The sequence below is a fragment of the Reyranella sp. genome (assembly GCF_965227665.1).
Classification (GTDB): Bacteria; Pseudomonadota; Alphaproteobacteria; order Reyranellales; family Reyranellaceae; genus Reyranella.
Map to the genome: position 1 here is coordinate 3,514,635 of NZ_OZ245767.1, position 20,025 is coordinate 3,534,659.

The window sequence follows — 20,025 nt, forward strand, 5'->3', positions numbered from 1 at the left end:
CGAGCCCGCATGCGGAACTGGCTCCGCGCCATGCAAGGCATGCGTTGCTGCAAATCGATGCTTTCGCGCGAAGATCGTTGGCCCGCCGATTGTTTCGGCCTTATTCTTTTTTCATGACAACAGCGCGAAACCCCGGTTGAGAGCGGCAGGATAGGTCGTGGATCAGTCGGTGCCGCCGCCCGCCCTCAAGACATCGCCTGTATCGCCGGCTGTCGGCGTAGCGCTTCCGGCGCGCGTGGGCCGGACGTCCGGCATCATGCGCGTCCTGATGCGGCCGCGCTCGATCGTGATTGGCCTCCTGCTGCTCGCGGCGGTCGCCTATGGCGGCCGCGAAATCCATCTGCGTCTCACCCATGTCTATGAATACGATGCGCGCGTAACCGCCGACATCGTGACGGTGTCGAGCCGCGCCGAGGGCTGGATCGTCGACCTCGCGGTGCGCGAGGGCCAGCGCGTCGAGGCGGGCCAGACCCTGGTGAAGATCGACGACCGCGCGGCCAAGCTGCGGGTCGACGGCTTGCGGGCGCAGATCGAAGGCGTGCGGGTCGAGCGGGCAAGGCTGCGGGCCGAGCGCAAGCTCGACCAGAACCAGGCCGATGCCGCAATGCGCACGCGCACCTCGACCATCACGGTCCGCGAGAAGGCACTGGCCGCCCTGAATGCCGACCTCGACTTCGCCAGGCTGGAACTCGACCGCAGCCGGACGCTGTTCGCCAGCAAGGTGATCAACGAGCGGCAGCTCCAGATGGCGCAGGCGGCGGTCACGAAGCTCGAGATCCAGATCCTGCAGCTCCAGGCCGAACACGAGCAGGCGGAGGGCAGCCTCGGCGAGGCGAAGGTCGGCCACGACCGGCTGGGCGTGATCGATGCCCAGATCGAGGCGCTGACCCACCAGGTCGCCGTGCTGGCGGCGCAGATGCGCCAGCAGCAGGTCGATGTCGAGGACCGCACGATCAAGAGCCCGATCCCGGCCGTCATCGACCGCACCTTCACCTTGCCGGGCGAATACGTGGCGGCAGGCCAGCGCATCCTGCTGCTGCACAATCCCGACGAGGTCTGGGTCGAGGCCAACATCAAGGAGACGCAGGTCGGCAAGCTCAAGATCGGCCAGACCGTGCGCGTCTCGGTCGACGCCTATCCCAACGACACTTTCGTGGGCAAGGTCGCTCGCATCGGCAGCGCCACCACGGCGCGCTTCGCGCTCCTGCCGACACCCAACCCGTCGGGCAACTTCACCAAGATCACGCAGCGCGTGCCGGTGAAGATCGACATCGTCCAGATGCCGAAGCCGCTGACGCCCGGCATGATGGTCGAAGTCGAAATTGACATTCGGTAGGCGGGAGCAGGCGATCATGCCGTTGCCCATCCTTCGAGACGGCCGCGCCGCGGCCTCCTCAGGATGAGGTTTGCGATGTTGGAACCAAAACGACCTCATGCTGAGGAGCGAGCAGAGCGAGCGTCTCGAAGCATGGGCAATACCAATGCTGTAGCCGCATCATGACGGCGGCAGCCGTTCCCCTGCAGACGGCGGCGGCGCTCACGGAGCGCTACGGGCCTTCCTATCGCTGGCTGGTCACCGTCACCGGCATGATGGGCGTGGTGTCGATGGTGCTGGCCATGACCACGGTGAACGTGGCGGTGCCCGACGTGATGGGCGCCTTCGGCATCGGCCAGGACAAGGCGCAGTGGATGTCGTCGGCCTACATGGCGACGATGACGGCGGGCATGCTGATCAACGCCTGGCTGAGCGGCATCCTGGGAGAGCGCCGCACGTTCGTGGGCGCGCTGTTCTTCTTCTCGGTGGGCGCGCTGATGGGTGGCTCGGCGCCGACCGAGGACGCGCTGATCTTCGCCCGCGTGCTGCAGGGCTTCAGCGCCGGCGTCGCCCAGCCGCTGGTCATGGCCACCATCTTCACCGTCTTCCCGCCGGAGCGCCGCGGCATGGCGATGGGCGTGTTCGGTCTCGGCGTCGTCTTCGCGCCGGCGATCGGGCCGACCCTGGGCGGCCTGATGATCGAGTACTTCTCGTGGCGCTACGTCTTCTTCATCTCATTGCCGTTCTGCGTCGTCGCGGCGGTCCTCGGCATGGTGTTCATGCCGACCCGGCCGATCCCGAAGGTCATCCCGCCGTTCGACTGGCTGGGCTTTGCGCTTCTCTGCACGGCGTTGCTGGGGCTGATGACCGGCATCGCCGACGGCCAGCGCGAGGGCTGGAGTTCCGACGCCATCGTGTTCCGGCTGGTGCTCGGCGCCGTGGCCACGGTCGCCTTCGTCTGCTGGGAGCTCTATACGCCGCGGGCGCTGCTCGACGTGCGCATCTTCGGCAATGTCGAGTTCGCCGCCGCCGCCCTCATCGCCTTCATCTTCGGCGCCGGCATGATGGGCTCGACCTACATCATTCCGGTGTTCGTGCAGACCATTATCGGCTTCACGCCGCTGGTGGCCGGGCTGATGATGATGCCGGCCGGCATCATGCTGGCCTTCATCTTCCCGCTGGCCGGGCGGCTGTCGGACGCAATGCCGGCCTCGACCATGATCATCGGCGGACTGGTGCTGTTCGCCGCCGGCTTCGCCTGGATGACGACCGCCGATATCGACACCACCTTCTGGACGCTGGTCTGCATGGTCATGCTGTCCCGGCTGGGGCTGGGCTTCATCAATCCCAGCCTCAATGCCTCGTCGCTGAAGGCGCTGCCGGCCGACAAGGTCCGCCAGGGTTCGGGCATCGCCAACTTCATGCGCCAGCTGGGCGGCGCCTTCGGCATCAACCTGATGGTCGCGTTCTTCGAGATCCGCACCCGCTTCCATGCCGATGCGCTGACGGCGACCCAGGACTGGGGCAATCGCACGACCGACCGCATGCTGACCCAGGTCGAACACCTGATGCAGAAGAGCGGCCTGCCGTTCCAGCAGCAGAAGGCGGGCGCCCTCGAATATCTGGCCACGATGTTGCACAGCAACGCCCAGATGATGGCGTTTTCCGACACCTTCATCGTCGTGGGCGTGGTGGCGCTTCTGGCCCTGTTTCCAGCCGCCCTGCTGTCACGCTCGCAACGCCGGTCGCGCCGATGAGTCACACGATGCGGCTCTTCTTGTCGCCCCAGTAACGGTCGCGCAGCAGGCGCTTGTAGAGTTTGCCGGTCGGCAGGCGGGGCAGCTCGTCCTCGAAATCGACCGAGCGCGGCACCTTCTGCCGGGCGAGATGCTGGCCGCAGAAGGCGATCAGCTCCTCGGCGGTGGCGGCCGTCTTCGGCACGCCCGGCATGAGCTGGACGACCGCCTTCACCTCCTCGCCGAGATCGGCGTTGGGGACTCCGAACACCGCCGCGTCGGCCACCTTGGGATGGGTGATCAGCAGGTTCTCGCATTCCTGCGGGTAGATGTTCACGCCGCCGGAAATGATCATGAAGGTCGCGCGGTCGGTCAGGTAGAGGTAGCCGTCGGCATCGACATAGCCGACGTCGCCCACCGTGCTCATCGTGCCGTCCTCGGAGCGCGCCTCGCGTGTCTTGGCGGGATCGTTGAAATACTCGAACGGCGTCGCGGTCTTGAACCAGAGGGTCCCGGCCGTGCCGGTGGGCAGCGGCTTCATGTCGTCGTCGAGCACGTGCAGTTCGCCCAGGAGGACGCGTCCCACCGTGCCCTTGTGCGCCAGCCATTCCTGGGCGTTGCAAGCGGTGAAGCCGAGCCCCTCGGTGGCGCCGTAATATTCGTGGATGATCGGTCCCCACCAGGCGATCATCTGTTCCTTCACCTGCACCGGGCAGGGCGCCGCCGCATGGATGGCGATCTCCAGCGAACCAAGGTCGTACCGCTTCCGCGTCTCCTCCGGCAGCTTCAGCATCCGCGAGAACATCGTCGGCACGAGCTGGCTGTGCGTGACGCGGTACTTCTCGATGAGCTGCAGGTAGTGCTCGGGGTCGAAGCGCTCCATCACGATCACGGTGCCGCCCATGCGGATCGTGAGGTTCACCGCCGCCTGCGGTGCCGAATGGTAGAGCGGCGCCGGCGAGAGGTAGATCATGCCTTCGCGGTACTGCCAGAGCTTCAGCAGGAAGGAGAAGATCGGCAGGAGCTGCGACGGTGGCTGTTCGGCCAGCGGCCGCACGATCCCCTTCGGCCGTCCCGTGGTGCCGGACGAGTAGAGCATCGCGGTCCCGAGCGATTCGTCGGCGATCGGCGTCGCAGGCAGGCCGGTCGTCGCTTCCGCAAGATTGACGATCTTCGCGCTGCCGGCCGATCCGCCACCGGGCCCGTCGACGACGATGCAGAGCGCGATCGCCGGACAGTGGGCCAGGGCCGCGAGGGCCACGTCCCGCTTGGCCTGCGAGGTGATGAGCACTTTCGAGGCGCTGTTGTTCAGGATGTAGGCAAGCTCCTCGGCCGTCAGGAACGAATTCACGCACGTGTAGTAGGTGCCGGCGCGTTCGCCGGCGGTACAGCACTCGACGTAGCGCGCGTTGTTTTCCATGAAGATCGAATAGTGGTCGAGCCGCTTCACGCCGTGGGCGCGCAGCAGGTGCGCCAGCCGGTTGCTGCGCGCCTCCAGTTCGCCATAGGTCACGGTCTCGCCGCTGCCGGCCATGATCACCGCAGGATGGGACGCCTGCGTCGTCGCGTTTTTGCCCGGGTACATTTTGTTTCCTCCGCCGAAACTATAGACGGCGTACCGGAGCTGCGCCAAAGTCCGCGCATGCTCGATTCATCGCTCACGTCCAAAATCATGGACGAAGTCGATCGCCGCTTCGACGATCAGACGAACGTACTGGCCGATCTGGTCCGAATTCCCTCCACCCGCTTCCAGGAGGCGCCTGCGCAGGACATGATGGCGCGCCTGTTCAAGGAGGACGGGCTCGGCATCGACCGCTGGCAGGTCAAGATCGACGACCTCAAGCACCTGCCGGGCTACTCGCCGCATTCGCTGGACTATGACGATGCCTGGAACGTGGTCGGCGCCTGGCGACCGTCCAATCCCAAGGGCCGCTCCCTGATCCTCAATGGTCACATCGACGTGGTGCCCGAGGGGCCGCACGAGATGTGGACCCGCAATCCCTTCGACGCCTACGTCAAGGATGGCTGGATGTACGGTCGCGGCTCGGGCGACATGAAGGCCGGGCTGATCCTCAACGTCTTCGCGCTGCGCGCGCTGAGGGCGCTGGGGTACATGCCGGCGGCCGACGTCTACCAGCAGTCGGTGGTCGAGGAGGAGTGCACGGGCAACGGCGCTCTCGCCTGCCTGCAACGCGGCTATCGCGCCGATGCGGCGCTGATCCCCGAACCGTCCGGCTGCACGCTCACGGTGGCGCAGGTCGGCGTCATGTGGTTCCAGGTCAAGGTCACGGGCCATCCCGTGCATGTCTACAAGGCCGATGCCGGCTCGAACGCGATCGAATCGGCCTACCGCATTATCCAGCAGCTGCGCGAACTCGAGAAGAAGTGGAACGCGCTGAAGGCCCACGACAAGCACTTCTGCGACCATCACCATCCGGTGAACTTCAACGTCGGCAAGATTGCCGGCGGCGACTGGGCGAGTTCGGTTCCGTCCTGGTGCACCTTCGACATGCGCGTGGGCGTACTGCCGAGCCAGACGCTGAAGGAGTGCCGTCAGGAGGTCGAGGACACGATCTACCGCGCCGCCGCCAACGATCCCTTCCTGGGCAACAACCTGCCGACCATCAGTTGGGAAGGCTTCCAGGCCGAGCCCTACGTGCTCAAGGACCACGATCATGTGCGCGACGTCCTGGCCGAGGCTCACAAGACGGTGTTCGGCGCCGAGCTGACCGACCGCCGGACCACCGGCACCACCGATGCCCGCTTCTTCGGCCTCTATGCCGGCCTGCCGGCGCTGGTCTACGGCCCGCAGTCCGACGACGTGCACGGCTTCGACGAGCGGGTGAACCTCGAATCGATCCGAAAGATCACCCAGTCGACGGCGCTGTTCATCGCCGAATGGTGCGGCCTCGAGAAGGTCTGACCGCTTCCGTTCAGCGCGCCTCATGAGTCCTCTCCCCCCACTGCGTGGGGGGAGAGGACGATAAGAGTTCACGCGCTGACCGTCCCTTTCTGAGACTCAAGGGGCGGTGGCGGATCGCCGGTGAACATCCTCAGCGTGTCGCGCAGGGCCGATTCGTCGAGGTCGCGGGTGATGAACACGACGCGCGTGCGCTGGTCGTTGCCTGGCCATGTCTTCATCTGCAGCGGCGGATGAAAGACATGCTGAACGCCGTGGATGACGAGGGGACCGTCGAAGCCCTCGATGTTCACGATGCCCTTCACCCGCAGGATGTCCGGGCCCTTCATCGCCAGGAGAAGGCCCAGCCAGGTGTCGAAGGCCGAGGCCGGAATGGGCTCTTCCACCGTCAGGCAGACGGCCTTGATGTGTTCGTCGTGCCGGTTGATGTCGTGCCCGTGCCCGTGCCCGTGCTCATGCTCATGCTCATGCTCATGCTCATGTCCAGACGTGTAGGCTTCGGCCTTCAGCCAGCGCTGCACGTCCAGACTCTTGGTTTCGGGATTGTACAATCCGGCATCGAGGAGGCTGGCCGGATCGACCTCACCGTGCCGACTGACGATGATCGGGGCCGCCGGGTTCAGGCGGCGCAGTCGCTGCGACAGCGCCATCGATTGCGCCGGCGGGACCAGGTCCGTCTTGGTCAGCAGCAGGCGGTCGGCGACGGCTGCCTGTTTCACGGACTCGATCTGCCGGTCGAGCGTGGCGTCGCCGGTCGCGGCATCCACGGTCGTGATGACGCCATCCAGCCGGTAGGCCGAGGTCAGGGCGAGATCGGACATCAGCGTGTGCAGGATCGGCGCCGGATCGGCGAGCCCGGTCGTCTCGATCAGCACCCGGTCGAAGGGCGCGATGGTGCCATTCAGCTTCCGCGCGGTCAGGCCGCGCAACGTGTCGACCAGGTCGCCGCGAATGGTGCAGCACAGGCATCCGCTCTTCAGCAGGACCATGTCCTCGGTGGAACTCTCGACCAGTTCGTGATCGAGGCCGATCTCGCCGAATTCGTTGATCACGACGACGGTGCGCGCGAACGCTGCACGGGACAGGAGCTTGTTGAGGACCGTCGTCTTGCCGCTGCCGAGAAACCCGGTCACCAGGGACACGGGCACGAGCGGGCCGCCGGGATTGCCGCGCCTATCGCTCATCGGAATGACCTCGTCTTGCCGCGTCGGCCGTGGCCTCGGCGCACCGGTCGCAGGTCCCGCTGCACTCGACGACCGGCCTCGCGATATGGAACTTGAGGGTGGCCGCGTTGCTTTCGATCAGGTCGGCGAGATCGGGGCTTTCGATCGCCACAGAGCTGTCGCAGGTGTCGCAAAGAAAGAGCACGGGAGAGCCGGGGCGATCGGGAAGATCGCGCAGGATGTAGGCGTTGCGGCTCTCGACGCGCAGGATCGATCCGATCTCCAGAAGGAAGTCGAGTGCCCGATAGATCGTCGGCGGCGTGTGCTTTCTGCCGACTTCTTCCTGAAGCAGCGCGAGCAGCGCGTAGGCCCCCAGGGGGCGGTTCGACCGGGCGATGATGCGCAGGACCGCCGCCCGCAGGGGCGTGAGTCGAAGTCCCTTCTGGTCGCAGGCTTTCTGGGCACTCTCAAGGGCCCGGTCCACTTGCATGATCGTCTCGGGTGGTGCCGATGGAGGAGAGTGAACCATGATCTTCGGACTCGCCGGATGCGTCACGCACCATAATTAAGAACGTTATAACGTTGCCTTTCTCAGCCTCTTCCGTCAAGGTCGCCGTACGATCATCCGCATGCGAGGAGTCCCGATGCCGCAGCCTGCCCGTCTCGCGAGGCGACTGTCCGTCGAGCAGGTCGAGGAAGGCCTGGTCCTCGCCCCGAAGTTCGACCGTGACGGCCTGATTCCCGTCGTCACCACCGATGCCGCCTCGGGCGAGGTACTGATGGTGGCGACGATGGACGCCGAGGCGCTGGTGCGGACGGTCGACACCAGAGAGGCTCACTACTGGAGCCGCAGCCGGCAGTGTCTCTGGAAGAAGGGTGCGACGAGCGGCCTCGTCCAGGAGGTCGTCGACCTGCGCATCGACGACGATCAGGATGCGGTCTGGCTGCGCGTTCGGGTCCGCGGCTCGGGGGCGAGCTGCCACGTCGGCTACCGCTCCTGCTTCTACCGATCGATATCGCTGGAACCGGGCGAGGCGGGGCGGCCGATAGCCCTACGCCAGGAAGAGGCCGTGAAAGTGTTCGATCCGTTCGACGTCTACGGTGATGCTCCGAATCCGACCCGCCTCTGACAGGCCGCCGGCAAGGGGTCATCCACTCACGTAAACGAAACAAACGCAGTAAACGAAACAAACGAAGTCGGAGTCACACCTCCTGCCCTCCTGACGCCGAACTTGCTCAGTTCCATCCCATCTGACGGGCGACGGCTCCGAGCAGCAGCACGCTTGCCGTGGCGATCACCACCAGCGACGAGGCGACGGCGATCGTCCGGCCGAAGGCGGCCGACCGATCCTCGCCGACGATGAGCCGGTGGGCGAGCATGGAGGCCATGCCGATGGCGCCGAGCGTCAGGGCCATGCCGGCCGCGATGGCGATCACGCCGACGATACCGGCCCAGAGAACGTCGAGCGCCAGCGACAGCAGCACAAGGATCAGCGCGCCGGCGCAGGGCGCAGCGCCCGCGGCGCTCAGCAGCATCAGGCCGGAGCGGCGATGCAGGAATGCGGCTGACCTCGCATCGGCCCGACCGGGCGGGTGAGGCGCATGTTCGTGATGATGCTCGTGCGTGCCATGGTCTTCTCCGTGGTGATGCCCATGGTGATGCGCATGCGCGCCGTGATCGTGGTTGCAGGCGGCGGCCTCGCCCCGTAACCCGGCCCGCAGCCGCCATAGTCCGACGGCGAGGATCAGGAGATAGGAGGCGATCTCGACCAGGCGCGCGTGTGCGAGGGCACCGAACAGCCCGACGACGCTCATGAGCTTCAGACCGGTCGCCAGGAGGAGGGCCGACAGGGTGTGGGTGAGGGCGATCCAGGCGCCGGCGAAGAGGCCCTCGATCCATCGCCGGGGCTCGGTCCCGTCCAGGAAATAGGCGACGATCACCGCCTTGCCATGTCCCGGACCCAGCGTGTGCACGACGCCATAGCTGAAGCAGAGAGACAGCAGGATCCACAGCGCTGCCGTCGATCCCGTTCCGCTGCCGACATCCTGAAGCGACGTCGAGAGCTGGTGCTGGATCTGTCTCTGGTAGGCCGCCGATTCGCGGGCGAGCCATGCCAGCCCGTCGGAGGAGACGAGGGCAAAACCCAGGGCTGCCAGCAGCGAGAGGCCAAGCCAGAAGAAAGGCGACTGAACGGCGGCCAGGGTCATGGTTCTCATGATGCTTGTACCCGGAGTTGAGAGACGTCGGGCCTAGAGCGCCGCGTGGAAGAGGTCGCGAAGGACTTCGGCGTCGACGGTCTTCGGGGCGGTGCGGCTCGAGAGGTCGGCCACGGCGTGCGGCACGAGGTCGGGGATCATCTCCTCGGTGATGCCCATCGCGCGCAGTCCGCCGGGCAGACCGATGCTGGCGTTGCGTGCCAGCACCGCCTCGGCCAGATCGGCGCCGGCGGGGAGGCCCATGGCTTCGGCCATACGCTCGTATTTCTCGGGTGCCGTGCCGGCGTTGAAGCGCAGGATCGTCGGCAGGATCACGGCGTTCAGCGTGCCGTGGTGCAGCCTGAGGCCGGGCAGGCGGCCGGCGGCATGGCTCATCGAGTGGACGGCGCCAAGTCCCTTCACGAAGGCCATCGCTCCCTCGGTCGACGCCATCATCATGTTCCAGCGGGCGTCGCGGTCGCCGCCGTCGCGCACGGCTCTCTCGATGTGCCGCCAGGCCCGTCGCAGCCCGTCATACCCGATCCCCTCGGCCGGTGGATTCACCACCGGCGACAGGATGGCCTCGATGCAGTGGGTCACCGCATCCATGCCGGTCGCCGCCGTGAGCGCGGGCGGCAGGCCGAGGGTCAGTTCGGGATCGCAGATCGCCACGCACGGGATCATCTTCGGGCTCGCGAAGGTGAGCTTGCGGCCGTCCTTCATGACGATCACGAAGCCGACCGATACTTCGCTGCCGGTGCCCGACGTGGTGGGAATGGCGATGACCGGCGCGACCCGGTCGATCCGGCGGGCCCCGCCCGTCAGCGGATCGTAGCGCTCGAGGGAGGAGCCGCTGCCGGCCAGCAGCGCGACGGCCTTGCCGAGGTCCATGGACGATCCGCCGCCCAGGCCGATGACGCCATCGCACTCGTTCGACCGGTACAGATCGAAGGCCGCCAGTGCCGCGGCTTCGGTGGGATTGCCCGGCGTGTCGTCGAAGATCGGAATGGTCGAAGCGCCGGGAATGACCCCGAGCACCGTGTCGAGCAGGCCGGCGGCGCGGACGCCGCGGTCGGTGGCGATCAGCGGCCGGTGTATGCCGAGGCGTTCGAGTTCCTTCGGCAGGATTCGGATGGCGCCGAAGTCGAAATGCGTGGTGGTGAGATAGGTCAGGGTCGCCATGTCGCGCGGTCTCTTCAGTTCGTCCTGAGGGCGGCCGCCGTCGCGTCGAGCAAGTGCGCAACACCGCGGAGATAGGCCGAGGTCCGGGCCGGCGGCGTGCCGCGCGACCCGAGATCGATCAGTTCCTGGACCAGGGCATCGGCGATGGCATTGCCCGGAAGCCATTGCTCCCGCGCCATCGCGATGGCTTCCTTCAACAGGGCGCGGGCCCTCGCGACGTCGGCGGCATGGATCTCGGCGATCCGGGCCTCCGGACTCGCCCCCGGCGCCGTCGTAGCGGCCGGCGGCGGGTGGGAGCCGGCGGCTCATTCGTGCCCCGGCATCTTCCAGACCGGGAAGGGATCGGGCAGGCGTGCCCACATCACGGGTCCCATCTTCATTTCGGCGTCGGTCAACAGGCAGTCGTCGAGACGGCGCGTGAGTTCCTTGCGGTCCATGCCTTTCGTGCCAATGAAGACGATCTCCTGCCGGCGGTCGCCGTAGGGGCTCTTGAAGGAGTTGCGGATGGTGGCGCGCCAGGTCGAGTCCTGGGGCCAGTCCTCGCGCTTCACCGCCGCCCACCAGGCGCCCGCGGCTTCGTGGCGAAGCATGCCGCCGGCCTGGCTGAGGGAGCCCGCGAAGTTCATGCGGGACGCCAGCCAGAAGAAGCCCTTCGATCGGATCACACCGTCCCAGCGGCCGTTGAGCAGGGCGTAGAGACGCATCGGGTTGAACGGCCGGCGGGCCTTGTAGACGAAGCTCCAGAAACCGTAGGTCTCGGTCTCCGGCGTATGGATGCCGCGCATCTCCTGCATCCAGCCGGGGGCCTCGCTCGCCTTCTCGTAGGAGAACAGGCCGGTATCCATGATCTGGTCGAGCGGCACCTTGCCGAACGCGCCGGTGACGATCCGGGCCTTGGCATTGAGGCGCCGCAGCATCGTCTTCAGGAAGCCGAGTTCCTCCGGCGAGACGAGATCGGCCTTGTTCACGACGATGACGTCGGCGAACTCGACCTGTTCGACCAGCAGGTCGACGACCGTCCGTGTATCCTCGGGCTCGGCGGTCTGGCCGCGCTGATGCAGGAAGTCGGCCGAGCTGTAGTCCTCGATGAACGCCCGGGCGTCGACCACCGTCACCATCGTGTCGAGGCGCGCGACCTTCGACAGGCTCTTGCCCGCCTCGTCCTCGAATTCGAAGGTGGCGGCCACCGGCATCGGCTCTGAAATGCCGGTCGATTCGATCAGCAGATAGTCGAAGCGTCCCTCGCCTGCCAGCCGCTCGACCTCCTGCAGGAGATCCTCGCGCAGGGTGCAGCAGATGCAGCCGTTCGACATCTCGACCAGCTTCTCTTCGCTGCGGCTCAACTCGGCGCCGCCCTGGCGCACGAGGGCGGCGTCGATGTTGATCTCGCTCATGTCGTTCACGATCACCGCGACCTTGCGGCCCTCGCGGTTGTTGAGGACATGGTTGAGCAAGGTCGTCTTGCCGGCGCCGAGATAGCCGGACAGCACGGTGACGGGGAGCCTATTCATCGTCGGGAACCTCGTTGAGGCAGAGGAAGAGTCTCGTCTGGCCGCTGCCGGCGACCGGTGGGGATCGATGCACGATGGCTTCCGTGCCGGCCCGCACCACGCCCTTGAACAGGCCGGCCGCGAAGCGCGGGAACTCGTTCAGCGGCCCGCGATAGCGGCGCTGCGCCCTTAGCGCGCGCGCGGCATGCTCGAGCGGCGGCCATTGCGTGCCGGGCCCGCGATAGGTGGCGTTGAGACGGTAGCCGACATGGTCGCGATGGAACCGCCAGCAGGCATCGTGGGCGATCACTTCGAGGCGCAGGTCCACGTCACGGCTGGCGGTACGCGCGGCGAAGCCGCGTGCGAGCGCGGAGATGTCGTCGATCAGCGCCCGGCGCTCGGGGCTGTCGGCCAGCGCCACGAGATCGCAGAGCGCCGCAAGCCGGGCCGGGACGCAGGCGGCCGGTCCGATGAAGTGGCCTTCCGGCAGGCGCTCCGCCGGCAGGGAATCGAGCCAGGCCGCCAGTCCCGCGGCTTGCGGGCGATGCCAGATGGCGAGGGCGACGTCGTGCTCGGCAATCCGATGCAGGACGGCGTCGTCAGGGCTTTCGACGACTCGTTGGTGCGCACTTCCAGACACGGGGGAGTCCACTCCGAAGGCAAAGACGACCGCAATTACCTTGGAGATTGGTACAGTATAACATTTCTATTGGTCAAGCTGCGGGAGCGTCGGGCATGGAAAAGGGGCGGGAGTTGCCTCCCGCCCCTTTGCAGTCCGCGCTAAGCGGCCTTCTGGACGATCTCCACCGGGCCGTGGTTGTCGCAATGGGCGCCGTGGGGGTGATGCAGGTGCCCGTCGACCAGATAGTCGACATGGTCGCCGTGCGGCACCGCTTCGTGACCGCAGCCCGGCCCATGCTTGTGGTTCTTGTCATGGCCGGCGCAGACATGGTCGGGCGTGCAGGTGCCGGGATTGTGGGCGCTCACCTCGATCGTGTGCTCGTCGACGTGATCGCCGTGCGGATGATGGAGATGGCCATCGTGCAGGTAGTCGAGGTGATCGCCGTGCTTGATCGCGGTATGGCCGCAGGCCGGACCATGCGCGTGCGGATGGTCGGCATGGATCTTGTGGTCGTGGCTGGACATGACATTCATCCTTTCGTGAAAAACTCAGTGCCTCTCGGCGGCATGGGCGATGGCGTTGCGGACGAGCGTGAGAACGTGATCGTCGGCGATCCGGTAGATGACGCTCTTGCCCTCCCTCTGACGCTCGATCAGTCGGGCGGCATGCAGGACCTGCAGGCGCGCCGAAACGGTGGTGATCTTCTCCTCCTCGGCGGCGGCGATTTCCGAGACGCTGAGGTGCTTGTCGGCGAGCAGCATCAGGGTCCGCAGGCGCGCAACGTCCGACAGGGCGTCGAACATGCGGGCCGCTTCTTCCAGGTGCCGGCCGCCGGCCGTTTTGAGCATGGGTTCCCTTGCTGTTGATCCAACACTCCATAGATCATTGGAATGATGGAAGCAAGTCGGCTGGCAGAGGCGGAACTTCCCCGCCCCTGATGGAAGAGGCGGGGAGAAAATCGGGTCAGCCGGCGATTGCCTGCTCGGCGGGTACGTAGGGAAGGCCGAGGCTCTCGGCCGCCGCCTTGTGCGTGAGCTGGCCACGATGAACGTTGAGACCGGCGGCAAGATGCGGATTTCCGGCGATGGCGCCGAGGCCCTTGGCGGCCAGAGCGAGGCCGAAGGACAGGGTTGCGTTGTTCAGCGCCTCGCTCGAGGTCACCGGCACCGCGCCCGGCATGTTGGCCACGCAATAGTGGATGATGCCGTCGACCTCGTAGGTCGGCTCGGCATGAGTCGTCGGGTGCGAGGTCTCGAAGCAGCCGCCCTGGTCGATGGCGACATCGACGATCACCGAGGCCGGCTTCATCGACTTGAGCATCTTCTTGGTCACCAGCTTGGGGGCGGTGGCGCCGGCCACCAGCACGGCGCCGATCACGGCATCGGCCGAGAACACTTCCTGTTCAATGGAGTCGATCGTCGAGTAGCGCGTGCGGACCCGGCCCTGGAACAGATCGTCGAGCTCGCGCAGCCGCGGCAGCGAGCGGTCGAGCACCGTGACCTCGGCCCCGAGGCCCGCCGCCATGCGTGCCGCGTGCGTGCCCACGACACCACCGCCCAGCACGACGACATGGGCCGGCTTCACGCCCGGCACGCCGCCCAGCAGCAGGCCGCGGCCGCCGCGGTGACGCTGGAGCGCGCCGCCCGCCGCCTCGATCGAAAGTCGGCCGGCGACCTCGCTCATGGGCGCGAGCAACGGCAGGCCGCCGCGAGAATCGGTCACGGTCTCGTAGGCGACGGCGGTGCAGCCCGACTCGATCAGGCCCCTGGCCTGAGCAGGATCGGCGGCGAGATGGAGATAGGTGAACAGGATCTGGCCCGCGCGCAGCTGCGCCCATTCGCCGGGCTGCGGCTCCTTCACCTTCACGATCATCTCCGCGGTCGAGAAGATCTCGGCGGCCGTGTCGGCGATCCGGGCGCCCGCCGTCCGGTAGACCTCGTCGGCCGCCCCGATCCCGGCGCCCGCGCCGGTCTCGACCACGACCTCGTGGCCGGTATGGACGTATTCGCGGACCGCGCCGGGCGTCAGCCCGACGCGATATTCATGCATTTTGATCTCTTTGGGCACACCGACGCGCATAGGTTCAATCTCCAGCTGGGTTCGGGCGTCATCAAACCAAGGAATGCGGGTTTGTTTCCCGGCATTCTGAAGACGAATTGTGTCTCTCCTGCCGAAATTCTACGTTGAGCCGCGAAAGCACGCAGGATTCCGCACATGCATCTCGACAAGATCGACGCCACCATCCTGTCGGAGCTGACGGAGAATGCCCGGGTGAGCCAGGTCGAGCTTGCCGCGCGGGTGGGCCTGTCGAGCACCGCGGTGGCGCGGCGACAGCGCGCGCTGGAGGATGAGGGCCTGATCCGAGGCTACCAGGCCGTGCTCGACCTCGGCCGCTTCGGGCTGGGCACGACGGTCGTGGTGCGGATCACGCTGGACAGCCAGAGCGACGAGGCGCTGACGGCGTTCGAGGCGGGTGTCCTCGACTGCCCCTCGGTGGTGCGCTGCTTCCTGATGTCGGGCAGCGACGATTATGTCGTCATCGTGCTGGCGCGCGACATCGAGGATTTCGAGCGCATCCATCGCACTGAACTCTCGCGCCTGCCACGGGTCGCGCGGCTGGAATCGAGCTTCGCGCTGCGCGAGGTCGTGAACCGCGCGGTGCCGCAATCGGTCTTCGGCAAGCCGGCGCGAGGGGCTCAGCGCAGGCGTCGCGCCGAGGCGTAGACGCCGATCGCCACGCCACCCAGCACGACCGCCACGGCCACGAGGCGCTCCCCCGACAGCGGCTCGCCGGTCAGGTAGGCCGAGATCGCGAGCGCAGCGCAGGGCACGAGCAGCGACACCGGGCCGACCTTCGCAGCGGGATAGGTGCGCAGCAAGGTGCCCCAGATTAGGTAGCCCAGCCACATCACCGGAACGACGGTGTAGAAGAGCACGAACCAGCCACGCCAGGTCGGCGCGAGGATCGGCGCTGCCAGCGCCGCCGGCCCGTCGAGCACGAGGGACGCGAGCGCCAGCGGGATTGGCGGCAGCACGCTCGCCCAGACGGTGACGGCGAACATCGAGACCCCGCGGGCCGAGCGGAACACGAGATTGCCCAGCGCCCAGGTGAAGGCCGACATGAGCGCCAGGCCGACGGCGAGCAGCGGCGTGTCGTCCGAGATCGAGCGTGCGAGCAGAACGACGCCGGCGACCGCGACGGCGAGGCCGAGCCACTGGCCGCGCGTCGCATGCTCGCGCAGCAGCAGGGCGGCCAGCACGACGGTGAGCGGTCCCTGGAGCTGTACCAGCACCGAGGTGAGCCCGGGCGGCAGACCTGCGCCCATGGCGAAGAACAGGAAGATGAACTGGCCGCCGAACATCAGGCCGCCGATGCCGGCCAGCGCCGCCCACGATACGTTGGGCTTCGGAATGAACAGGGCCGGCAGGGCGCCCAGCAGGAAGCGCCAGGTCGCGAAGGCAAAGGGCGTGAACTCGTCGAGGCCGAACCGGATGACCGTGAAGTTCAGCCCCCACATCGCCACGATGAGGAGGGCCGCCGCGAGATGCAGCGGGCTCAAACGCCTACAGCCAGACCCACGGACGCGAACTCTTGTCCGATGTCTGCCACGCCTCGATTTCGTCGTGCCGGGACATGGTGAGGGCGATGTCGTCGAGTCCGTTCAGCATGGCGTGCTGGCGCCGCGCATCGACCTGGAACGGGATGGTGCGGCCGGTCGGCGAAATCACTTGGCAGTTCTCGAGGTCGACGGTGATGCGCGCGTTGCCGGGCGAAGCCTTCATCTCGTCGGCGAGCTGCTCGATCTCGTGGATCGGCAGAGCCACCGGCAATAGCCCGTTCTGGAAGCAGTTGTTGTTGAAGATGTCGCCGAAGTAGGGCGCGATTACCGCCTTGATGCCCATGCCCTTCAGCGCCCACACTGCGCCCTCGCGGCTCGAGCCGCAGCCGAAATTCTCGCGGCTGAGGATGATCGGCGCGTCGCGATAGGGCGTCTGGTTGAAGATGCAGTCCGGGTCCTCGCTGCCGTCGGGCTTGAAGCGGATCTGCTCGAAGGCATAGGGGCCCAGCCCTTCGCGGGTCACGTTGTCGACCAGCCGCTCGATGCGGATGATCAGATCGGTGTCGACGTTCTGGCGCATCAGCGGCGTGGCGACTCCCGTCACCTTGGTGAACTTGTCCATTCTGCGTTTCCTCCCTTCACCTCATCCTGAGGAGCGCGTGCAACGCGCGTCTCGAAGGATGGGCAACAATCGTGGTGCTCGTTCCCACCCCAGCTCGGAGGTTACTCCGCGCGACGAGATGCGGTCCTGCGGACCGCGCCTCAGGGTGGGGCCTTTCGTTAGATCTTCCTGACGTCGGCGATGGCGCCCTTGATGGCGGCGGCGGCGGCCATGGCGGGGCTGGCGAGATGGGTGCGGGCGCCGGGTCCCTGGCGGCCGACGAAGTTGCGGTTGGAGGTCGAGACGCTGCGCTTGCCGGGTGGAACGCGCTCGCCGTTGGAGGCAAGGCACATCGAGCAGCCGGGCTCGCGCCATTCGAAGCCGGCGTCGAGGAACACGCGGTCGAGGCCCTCGGCCTCGGCTTCGGCCTTGATGCGCACGGAGCCCGGCACGACCCAGGCGGTCACGTGGTCGGCCTTGTGCCGGCCCTTCACGATCTCGGCGGCGGCGCGCAGGTCGGAGATGCGGCTGTTGGTGCAGGAGCCGATGAACACCCAGTCGACCTTGGTGCCCTCGATCGGTTTGCCGGGCTCGAGGCCCTGATACTGGAGCGCGGCTTCCCAGGCGCCGCGCTTTTCCTCCGGACCGCTGCGCGGGTCGGGGATGGCGCGGTCGACGGCGATGACATGTTCCGGGCTGGTGCCCCAGGTGATCTGCGGCGCGACGTTCTTCATGTCGATCGTGTGCTCGCGATCGAACTCGGCGTCGGGATCGGTCGGCAGGGTGCGCCAGTGCGCGACCGCGCGGTCCCACAGCGTCCCCTTCGGCGCATAGTCGCGACCGTTCAGATATTCGTAGGTCGTGTCGTCGGGCGCCACCATGCCGGTGCGCGCGCCCATCTCGATGGTGAGGTTGCACAGCGTCAGGCGCGCCTCGACCGGGAGGGCGCGCACCGCCGAGCCTGCATACTCGACCGAGTAGCCGGTGCCGGCGGCCGTGCCGAGTTCGCCGATCAGGTGAAGGATCATGTCCTTGGCCGTGACGCCCGGCATCAGCTTGCCCTCGAAGCTGGCTCGCATCCGCTTGGGCTTGCGCTGCACCATCGTTTGCGTCGCGATCACATGCACCAGTTCCGACGAGCCGATCCCGAAGGCCAGCGCGCCCATGCCGCCGTGGGTCGAGGTATGGCTGTCGCCGCAGACGAGAGTCGTGCCGGGAAGCGTCAGCCCCTGTTCAGGACCCATCACATGAACGATGCCCTGGCCGTCCTGGCCCAGGTCGAACAGCTTGATGCCGTAGGCGCTGGTCGTCTCGCGCATCGACTTGATCAGCGGCAGGCCCGGCGGATGGGTGTGCTCGGTGCGGCCGGGCTTGGTCGACATCGTGTGATCGGGCGTGCCGTAGATCAGCCTCGGCTGAGATGGCGGATAGCCCTTGTCGATGGCTTCCTTCAGCGCCTTGCCGCCCGACATGTCGTGCAACAGCAGGCGATCGATGTGCAGCAATACGAAGCCGTTGCCGAGATCGGTGATGACGTGGCTGTCCCAGATCTTGTCGAACAGGGTCTTGCCCATGGGTTTGGCCTCTGGGTGTGGGTGTTTCCGCCGGACGCGGATATCAGCACCCGGCGAGCCGCGCCGCCAGTCCTTCGCGATCATCGTCGCGCAACAGTTCCGCAGATGGATACCACGGTGATGTTCCGAGGTTCGGACCCCAGAGCCAGTCTGCGGTATCGGACACCAGGATCACCGTCGGGATGCCGAGCGACGCCGCGGCATGCGCGGGCCAGGTATCGTCGCCCACGACCAGACGACAGGCCGGGATCTCTTCCGGCGTGCGCGCGAGGTCGAGCCCGACCGGAGGCTCGACGGTCGTGAACCAGCCGATGCGCGACGCGGGTTTGGCGATGGGCCGTAGTTTCGCAGGCGGCGGCAGCGCGTCTCGCGTCCAGTTGAGCAGAAGCGGCAGGCTGCGCAGCGGGGCGGCGGCCACGAAACCGTCGAGCGGCTCGCCGCGGCGCACGGTCGGCCTGTCCAACCAGTCGGCGAGGGTCGCGCTGCATTGCACGACCGCCTCGACGCCGCGCGCCAGCATCAAGGTATCGCGCAGAGCGGCCTCGCTCTCGATGTCGGCCTGTTCGGGATAGAGCAGCAGACGGCCGTCGAGCGGTTCGCCCTGCCAGCGCGGCAGTTCGGGCATGTACTGCGCGCCCGGGATCTCCAGCCGCGCTTCGTAATCGTCGAGCCCGCGCCACCAGTCGCCCTGGCGCAGCATGAGTTCGCCTCGTCGCAGGCGAAGGCGAGGATCGTTGGGTTGGCTCACCAGCGCGGTTTCGAGATCGGCGAGAGCGCCGGCCCATTCACCGCGCGCGGCCAGCAGCTCCGCGCGGGCGCTCAGCGCCGGCAGCAGCCGGTGGTCGATCGACAAAGCCAGATCGTACGCGCGCTCGGCGTCCTCGGCGCGGCCCAGCGCCTGCAGGGTGCGGCCGGTATTGTGGGCGATCGTGGCGTCGTCCGGCTTGAGCTTCGCGGCCTTGGCAAGGGCGGCCAGCGCCTGCTCGTGCCGGCCGAGTTGGATCAGGCAGCCCGCGAGGTTGGTTTGCGCGGCGACGTCGCGGGGCAGGAACTGCGCGGCGCGTTCCAGCGGCTCGCGCGCCTCGTCGAAACGGCCGAGCTTGAGCCGGACCTGGCCCAGCAGATGCAGCGCCTGGCCCATGTTGGGGCGCGCCTCGACGATGCGGGCGAACATCTCTTCGGCGGAGGCGAAGTCACCCGCCGCCGCGCGCTGCACGGCGTCGCGGCCGAGGGTCTGGATCTGCTGGTCGTTGAGCGGCACGCGGCGGCTCTAGCAGAGGGGCAGGGCGGCCGGCAAAGAAAAAGCCGGCGGTCGCAAGGGAGGCAGGGAGCGACCGCCGGCCAGGTACCGGAGTGGGATGGTCCCGTGCAGGGTAGGAACGGGACCCCTCCGGATTGGGATGTCAGTCGCGCCAGAAGGGCTTGTTCACCTCGAACTGGATGTCGGTCGGGCTGATGCCCAGATCGCGCATCGTGCGGTAGTCGAGAGTGGCGAGCTCGCGGCGCTGCCTTGCCCGCTCGCGCCAGGTCGTGAGGATCTGGCCGAAGGCGGTGAAAGGGCCGGCCAGCGGGGCCGACGATGAATAGTGAAGCGATAGGTTTGCCATGTGACGGCTCCCGGAAGGGTTGAACTCTGTTGGGGGTGATGTGCGCGCCGAGGCCCCCC

21 protein-coding genes are annotated in these 20,025 nt (G+C 67.1%); 5 read left to right on the forward strand and 16 right to left on the reverse strand.

Features of this window, described 5'->3' with window-relative positions; all coding sequences use genetic code 11:
* Window positions 1-157 precede the first annotated feature (157 nt).
* Window positions 158-1,336: an HlyD family secretion protein gene (locus tag ACO07I_RS16915; protein ID WP_422009550.1), complete on the forward strand. Its 1,179-nt coding sequence runs from the start codon at window positions 158-160 to the stop codon at window positions 1,334-1,336.
* 161 nt (window positions 1,337-1,497) lie between these two features.
* A complete protein-coding gene (locus ACO07I_RS16920) occupies window positions 1,498-3,072 on the forward strand; it encodes a DHA2 family efflux MFS transporter permease subunit (protein WP_422009551.1) in 1,575 nt (524 codons plus the stop codon).
* 1 nt (window position 3,073) lies between these two features.
* On the opposite strand, the gene ACO07I_RS16925 is transcribed toward ACO07I_RS16920, so the two are convergent.
* The gene (locus ACO07I_RS16925; RefSeq protein WP_422009552.1) at window positions 3,074-4,636 is read right to left on the reverse strand and encodes an AMP-binding protein; all 1,563 of its coding nucleotides are present in this window, start codon (window positions 4,634-4,636) and stop codon (window positions 3,074-3,076) included.
* A gap of 57 nt (window positions 4,637-4,693) precedes the next feature.
* On the opposite strand from ACO07I_RS16925, the gene ACO07I_RS16930 reads away from it, so the two are divergent.
* Complete coding sequence (locus ACO07I_RS16930; RefSeq protein WP_422009553.1) at window positions 4,694-5,974, forward strand: ArgE/DapE family deacylase; 1,281 nt, start codon at window positions 4,694-4,696, stop codon at window positions 5,972-5,974.
* 68 nt (window positions 5,975-6,042) lie between these two features.
* Here ACO07I_RS16930 and ACO07I_RS16935 read toward each other — a convergent pair whose 3' ends face one another.
* Window positions 6,043-7,155 carry a CobW family GTP-binding protein gene (locus ACO07I_RS16935; protein ID WP_422009554.1) on the reverse strand — a complete coding sequence of 371 codons (1,113 nt, stop codon included), beginning with the start codon at window positions 7,153-7,155 and terminating at the stop codon, window positions 6,043-6,045.
* Window positions 7,145-7,624, reverse strand: coding sequence for a transcriptional repressor (locus tag ACO07I_RS16940; protein WP_422009555.1), 480 nt, complete (start codon window positions 7,622-7,624; stop codon window positions 7,145-7,147). Before ACO07I_RS16940 ends, ACO07I_RS16935 begins: the two co-directional genes overlap by 11 nt.
* A 154-nt stretch (window positions 7,625-7,778) precedes the next feature.
* Between ACO07I_RS16940 and hisI the strand changes: the two genes are divergently transcribed.
* Complete coding sequence (gene hisI / locus ACO07I_RS16945; RefSeq protein WP_422009556.1) at window positions 7,779-8,264, forward strand: phosphoribosyl-AMP cyclohydrolase; 486 nt, start codon at window positions 7,779-7,781, stop codon at window positions 8,262-8,264.
* Window positions 8,265-8,370: 106 nt separating this feature from the next.
* Here the strand turns inward: hisI and ACO07I_RS16950 are convergent, their stop codons facing one another.
* From ACO07I_RS16950 to ald, 8 genes are all read right to left on the reverse strand, one after another.
* On the reverse strand, window positions 8,371-9,351 hold the full coding sequence (locus ACO07I_RS16950; RefSeq protein ID WP_422009557.1) for a hypothetical protein: 981 nt from the start codon (window positions 9,349-9,351) through the stop codon (window positions 8,371-8,373).
* Between the two features lie 33 nt (window positions 9,352-9,384).
* Entirely contained in the window at window positions 9,385-10,512 is a 1,128-nt protein-coding gene (locus ACO07I_RS16955) for an iron-containing alcohol dehydrogenase (protein ID WP_422009558.1), read from the reverse strand.
* 14 nt (window positions 10,513-10,526) lie between these two features.
* The gene (locus tag ACO07I_RS16960; protein ID WP_422009559.1) at window positions 10,527-10,709 is read right to left on the reverse strand and encodes a hypothetical protein; all 183 of its coding nucleotides are present in this window, start codon (window positions 10,707-10,709) and stop codon (window positions 10,527-10,529) included.
* A gap of 108 nt (window positions 10,710-10,817) precedes the next feature.
* Window positions 10,818-12,023, reverse strand: coding sequence for a zinc metallochaperone GTPase ZigA (zigA, locus tag ACO07I_RS16965; protein WP_422009560.1), 1,206 nt, complete (start codon window positions 12,021-12,023; stop codon window positions 10,818-10,820).
* Window positions 12,016-12,642 carry a DUF1826 domain-containing protein gene (locus ACO07I_RS16970; RefSeq protein WP_422009561.1) on the reverse strand — a complete coding sequence of 209 codons (627 nt, stop codon included), beginning with the start codon at window positions 12,640-12,642 and terminating at the stop codon, window positions 12,016-12,018. Before ACO07I_RS16970 ends, zigA begins: the two co-directional genes overlap by 8 nt.
* Before the next feature lie 140 nt (window positions 12,643-12,782).
* Window positions 12,783-13,148 carry a hypothetical protein gene (locus tag ACO07I_RS16975; protein ID WP_422009562.1) on the reverse strand — a complete coding sequence of 122 codons (366 nt, stop codon included), beginning with the start codon at window positions 13,146-13,148 and terminating at the stop codon, window positions 12,783-12,785.
* A gap of 24 nt (window positions 13,149-13,172) precedes the next feature.
* Window positions 13,173-13,472 carry an ArsR/SmtB family transcription factor gene (locus ACO07I_RS16980; RefSeq protein WP_422009563.1) on the reverse strand — a complete coding sequence of 100 codons (300 nt, stop codon included), beginning with the start codon at window positions 13,470-13,472 and terminating at the stop codon, window positions 13,173-13,175.
* Window positions 13,473-13,587: 115 nt separating this feature from the next.
* The gene (ald, locus tag ACO07I_RS16985; RefSeq protein WP_422009564.1) at window positions 13,588-14,703 is read right to left on the reverse strand and encodes an alanine dehydrogenase; all 1,116 of its coding nucleotides are present in this window, start codon (window positions 14,701-14,703) and stop codon (window positions 13,588-13,590) included.
* A gap of 135 nt (window positions 14,704-14,838) precedes the next feature.
* Between ald and ACO07I_RS16990 the strand changes: the two genes are divergently transcribed.
* Entirely contained in the window at window positions 14,839-15,348 is a 510-nt protein-coding gene (locus ACO07I_RS16990) for an Lrp/AsnC family transcriptional regulator (protein ID WP_422009565.1), read from the forward strand.
* On the opposite strand, the gene ACO07I_RS16995 is transcribed toward ACO07I_RS16990, so the two are convergent.
* The 5 genes from ACO07I_RS16995 to ACO07I_RS17015 all read right to left on the reverse strand — a co-directional run bounded on the left by ACO07I_RS16995 (window position 15,321) and on the right by ACO07I_RS17015 (window position 19,966).
* Window positions 15,321-16,184, reverse strand: a complete 864-nt coding sequence (locus ACO07I_RS16995; protein ID WP_422009566.1) for an EamA family transporter — start codon at window positions 16,182-16,184, stop codon at window positions 15,321-15,323. The genes ACO07I_RS16990 and ACO07I_RS16995 overlap by 28 nt on opposite strands.
* A 4-nt stretch (window positions 16,185-16,188) precedes the next feature.
* Entirely contained in the window at window positions 16,189-16,806 is a 618-nt protein-coding gene (gene leuD, locus ACO07I_RS17000) for a 3-isopropylmalate dehydratase small subunit (protein ID WP_422009567.1), read from the reverse strand.
* A gap of 158 nt (window positions 16,807-16,964) precedes the next feature.
* Complete coding sequence (leuC, locus tag ACO07I_RS17005; RefSeq protein ID WP_422009568.1) at window positions 16,965-18,359, reverse strand: 3-isopropylmalate dehydratase large subunit; 1,395 nt, start codon at window positions 18,357-18,359, stop codon at window positions 16,965-16,967.
* A gap of 43 nt (window positions 18,360-18,402) precedes the next feature.
* Complete coding sequence (locus ACO07I_RS17010; RefSeq protein ID WP_422009569.1) at window positions 18,403-19,620, reverse strand: tetratricopeptide repeat protein; 1,218 nt, start codon at window positions 19,618-19,620, stop codon at window positions 18,403-18,405.
* Between the two features lie 142 nt (window positions 19,621-19,762).
* A complete protein-coding gene (locus tag ACO07I_RS17015) occupies window positions 19,763-19,966 on the reverse strand; it encodes a DUF1127 domain-containing protein (protein WP_422009570.1) in 204 nt (67 codons plus the stop codon).
* Window positions 19,967-20,025: the final 59 nt, after the last annotated feature.

Bases quoted from the DNA above. Each gene is read 5' to 3' on its own strand.
- ACO07I_RS16930 (WP_422009553.1), top strand. From the start codon at position 4,694: ATGCTCGATTCATCGCTCACGTCCAAAATCATGGACGAAGTCGATCGC.
- ACO07I_RS16940 (WP_422009555.1), bottom strand. From the start codon at position 7,624: ATGCAAGTGGACCGGGCCCTTGAGAGTGCCCAGAAAGCCTGCGACCAG.
- ACO07I_RS16990 (WP_422009565.1), top strand. From the start codon at position 14,839: ATGCATCTCGACAAGATCGACGCCACCATCCTGTCGGAGCTGACGGAG.
- ACO07I_RS16920 (WP_422009551.1), top strand. From the start codon at position 1,498: ATGACGGCGGCAGCCGTTCCCCTGCAGACGGCGGCGGCGCTCACGGAG.
- ACO07I_RS16975 (WP_422009562.1), bottom strand. From the start codon at position 13,148: ATGTCCAGCCACGACCACAAGATCCATGCCGACCATCCGCACGCGCAT.
- ACO07I_RS16955 (WP_422009558.1), bottom strand. From the start codon at position 10,512: ATGGCGACCCTGACCTATCTCACCACCACGCATTTCGACTTCGGCGCC.
- ald (WP_422009564.1), bottom strand. From the start codon at position 14,703: ATGCGCGTCGGTGTGCCCAAAGAGATCAAAATGCATGAATATCGCGTC.
- ACO07I_RS16925 (WP_422009552.1), bottom strand. From the start codon at position 4,636: ATGTACCCGGGCAAAAACGCGACGACGCAGGCGTCCCATCCTGCGGTG.
- ACO07I_RS16950 (WP_422009557.1), bottom strand. From the start codon at position 9,351: ATGAGAACCATGACCCTGGCCGCCGTTCAGTCGCCTTTCTTCTGGCTT.
- zigA (WP_422009560.1), bottom strand. From the start codon at position 12,023: ATGAATAGGCTCCCCGTCACCGTGCTGTCCGGCTATCTCGGCGCCGGC.
- leuC (WP_422009568.1), bottom strand. From the start codon at position 18,359: ATGGGCAAGACCCTGTTCGACAAGATCTGGGACAGCCACGTCATCACC.
- ACO07I_RS17015 (WP_422009570.1), bottom strand. From the start codon at position 19,966: ATGGCAAACCTATCGCTTCACTATTCATCGTCGGCCCCGCTGGCCGGC.
- ACO07I_RS16980 (WP_422009563.1), bottom strand. From the start codon at position 13,472: ATGCTCAAAACGGCCGGCGGCCGGCACCTGGAAGAAGCGGCCCGCATG.
- ACO07I_RS16935 (WP_422009554.1), bottom strand. From the start codon at position 7,155: ATGAGCGATAGGCGCGGCAATCCCGGCGGCCCGCTCGTGCCCGTGTCC.
- leuD (WP_422009567.1), bottom strand. From the start codon at position 16,806: ATGGACAAGTTCACCAAGGTGACGGGAGTCGCCACGCCGCTGATGCGC.
- hisI (WP_422009556.1), top strand. From the start codon at position 7,779: ATGCCGCAGCCTGCCCGTCTCGCGAGGCGACTGTCCGTCGAGCAGGTC.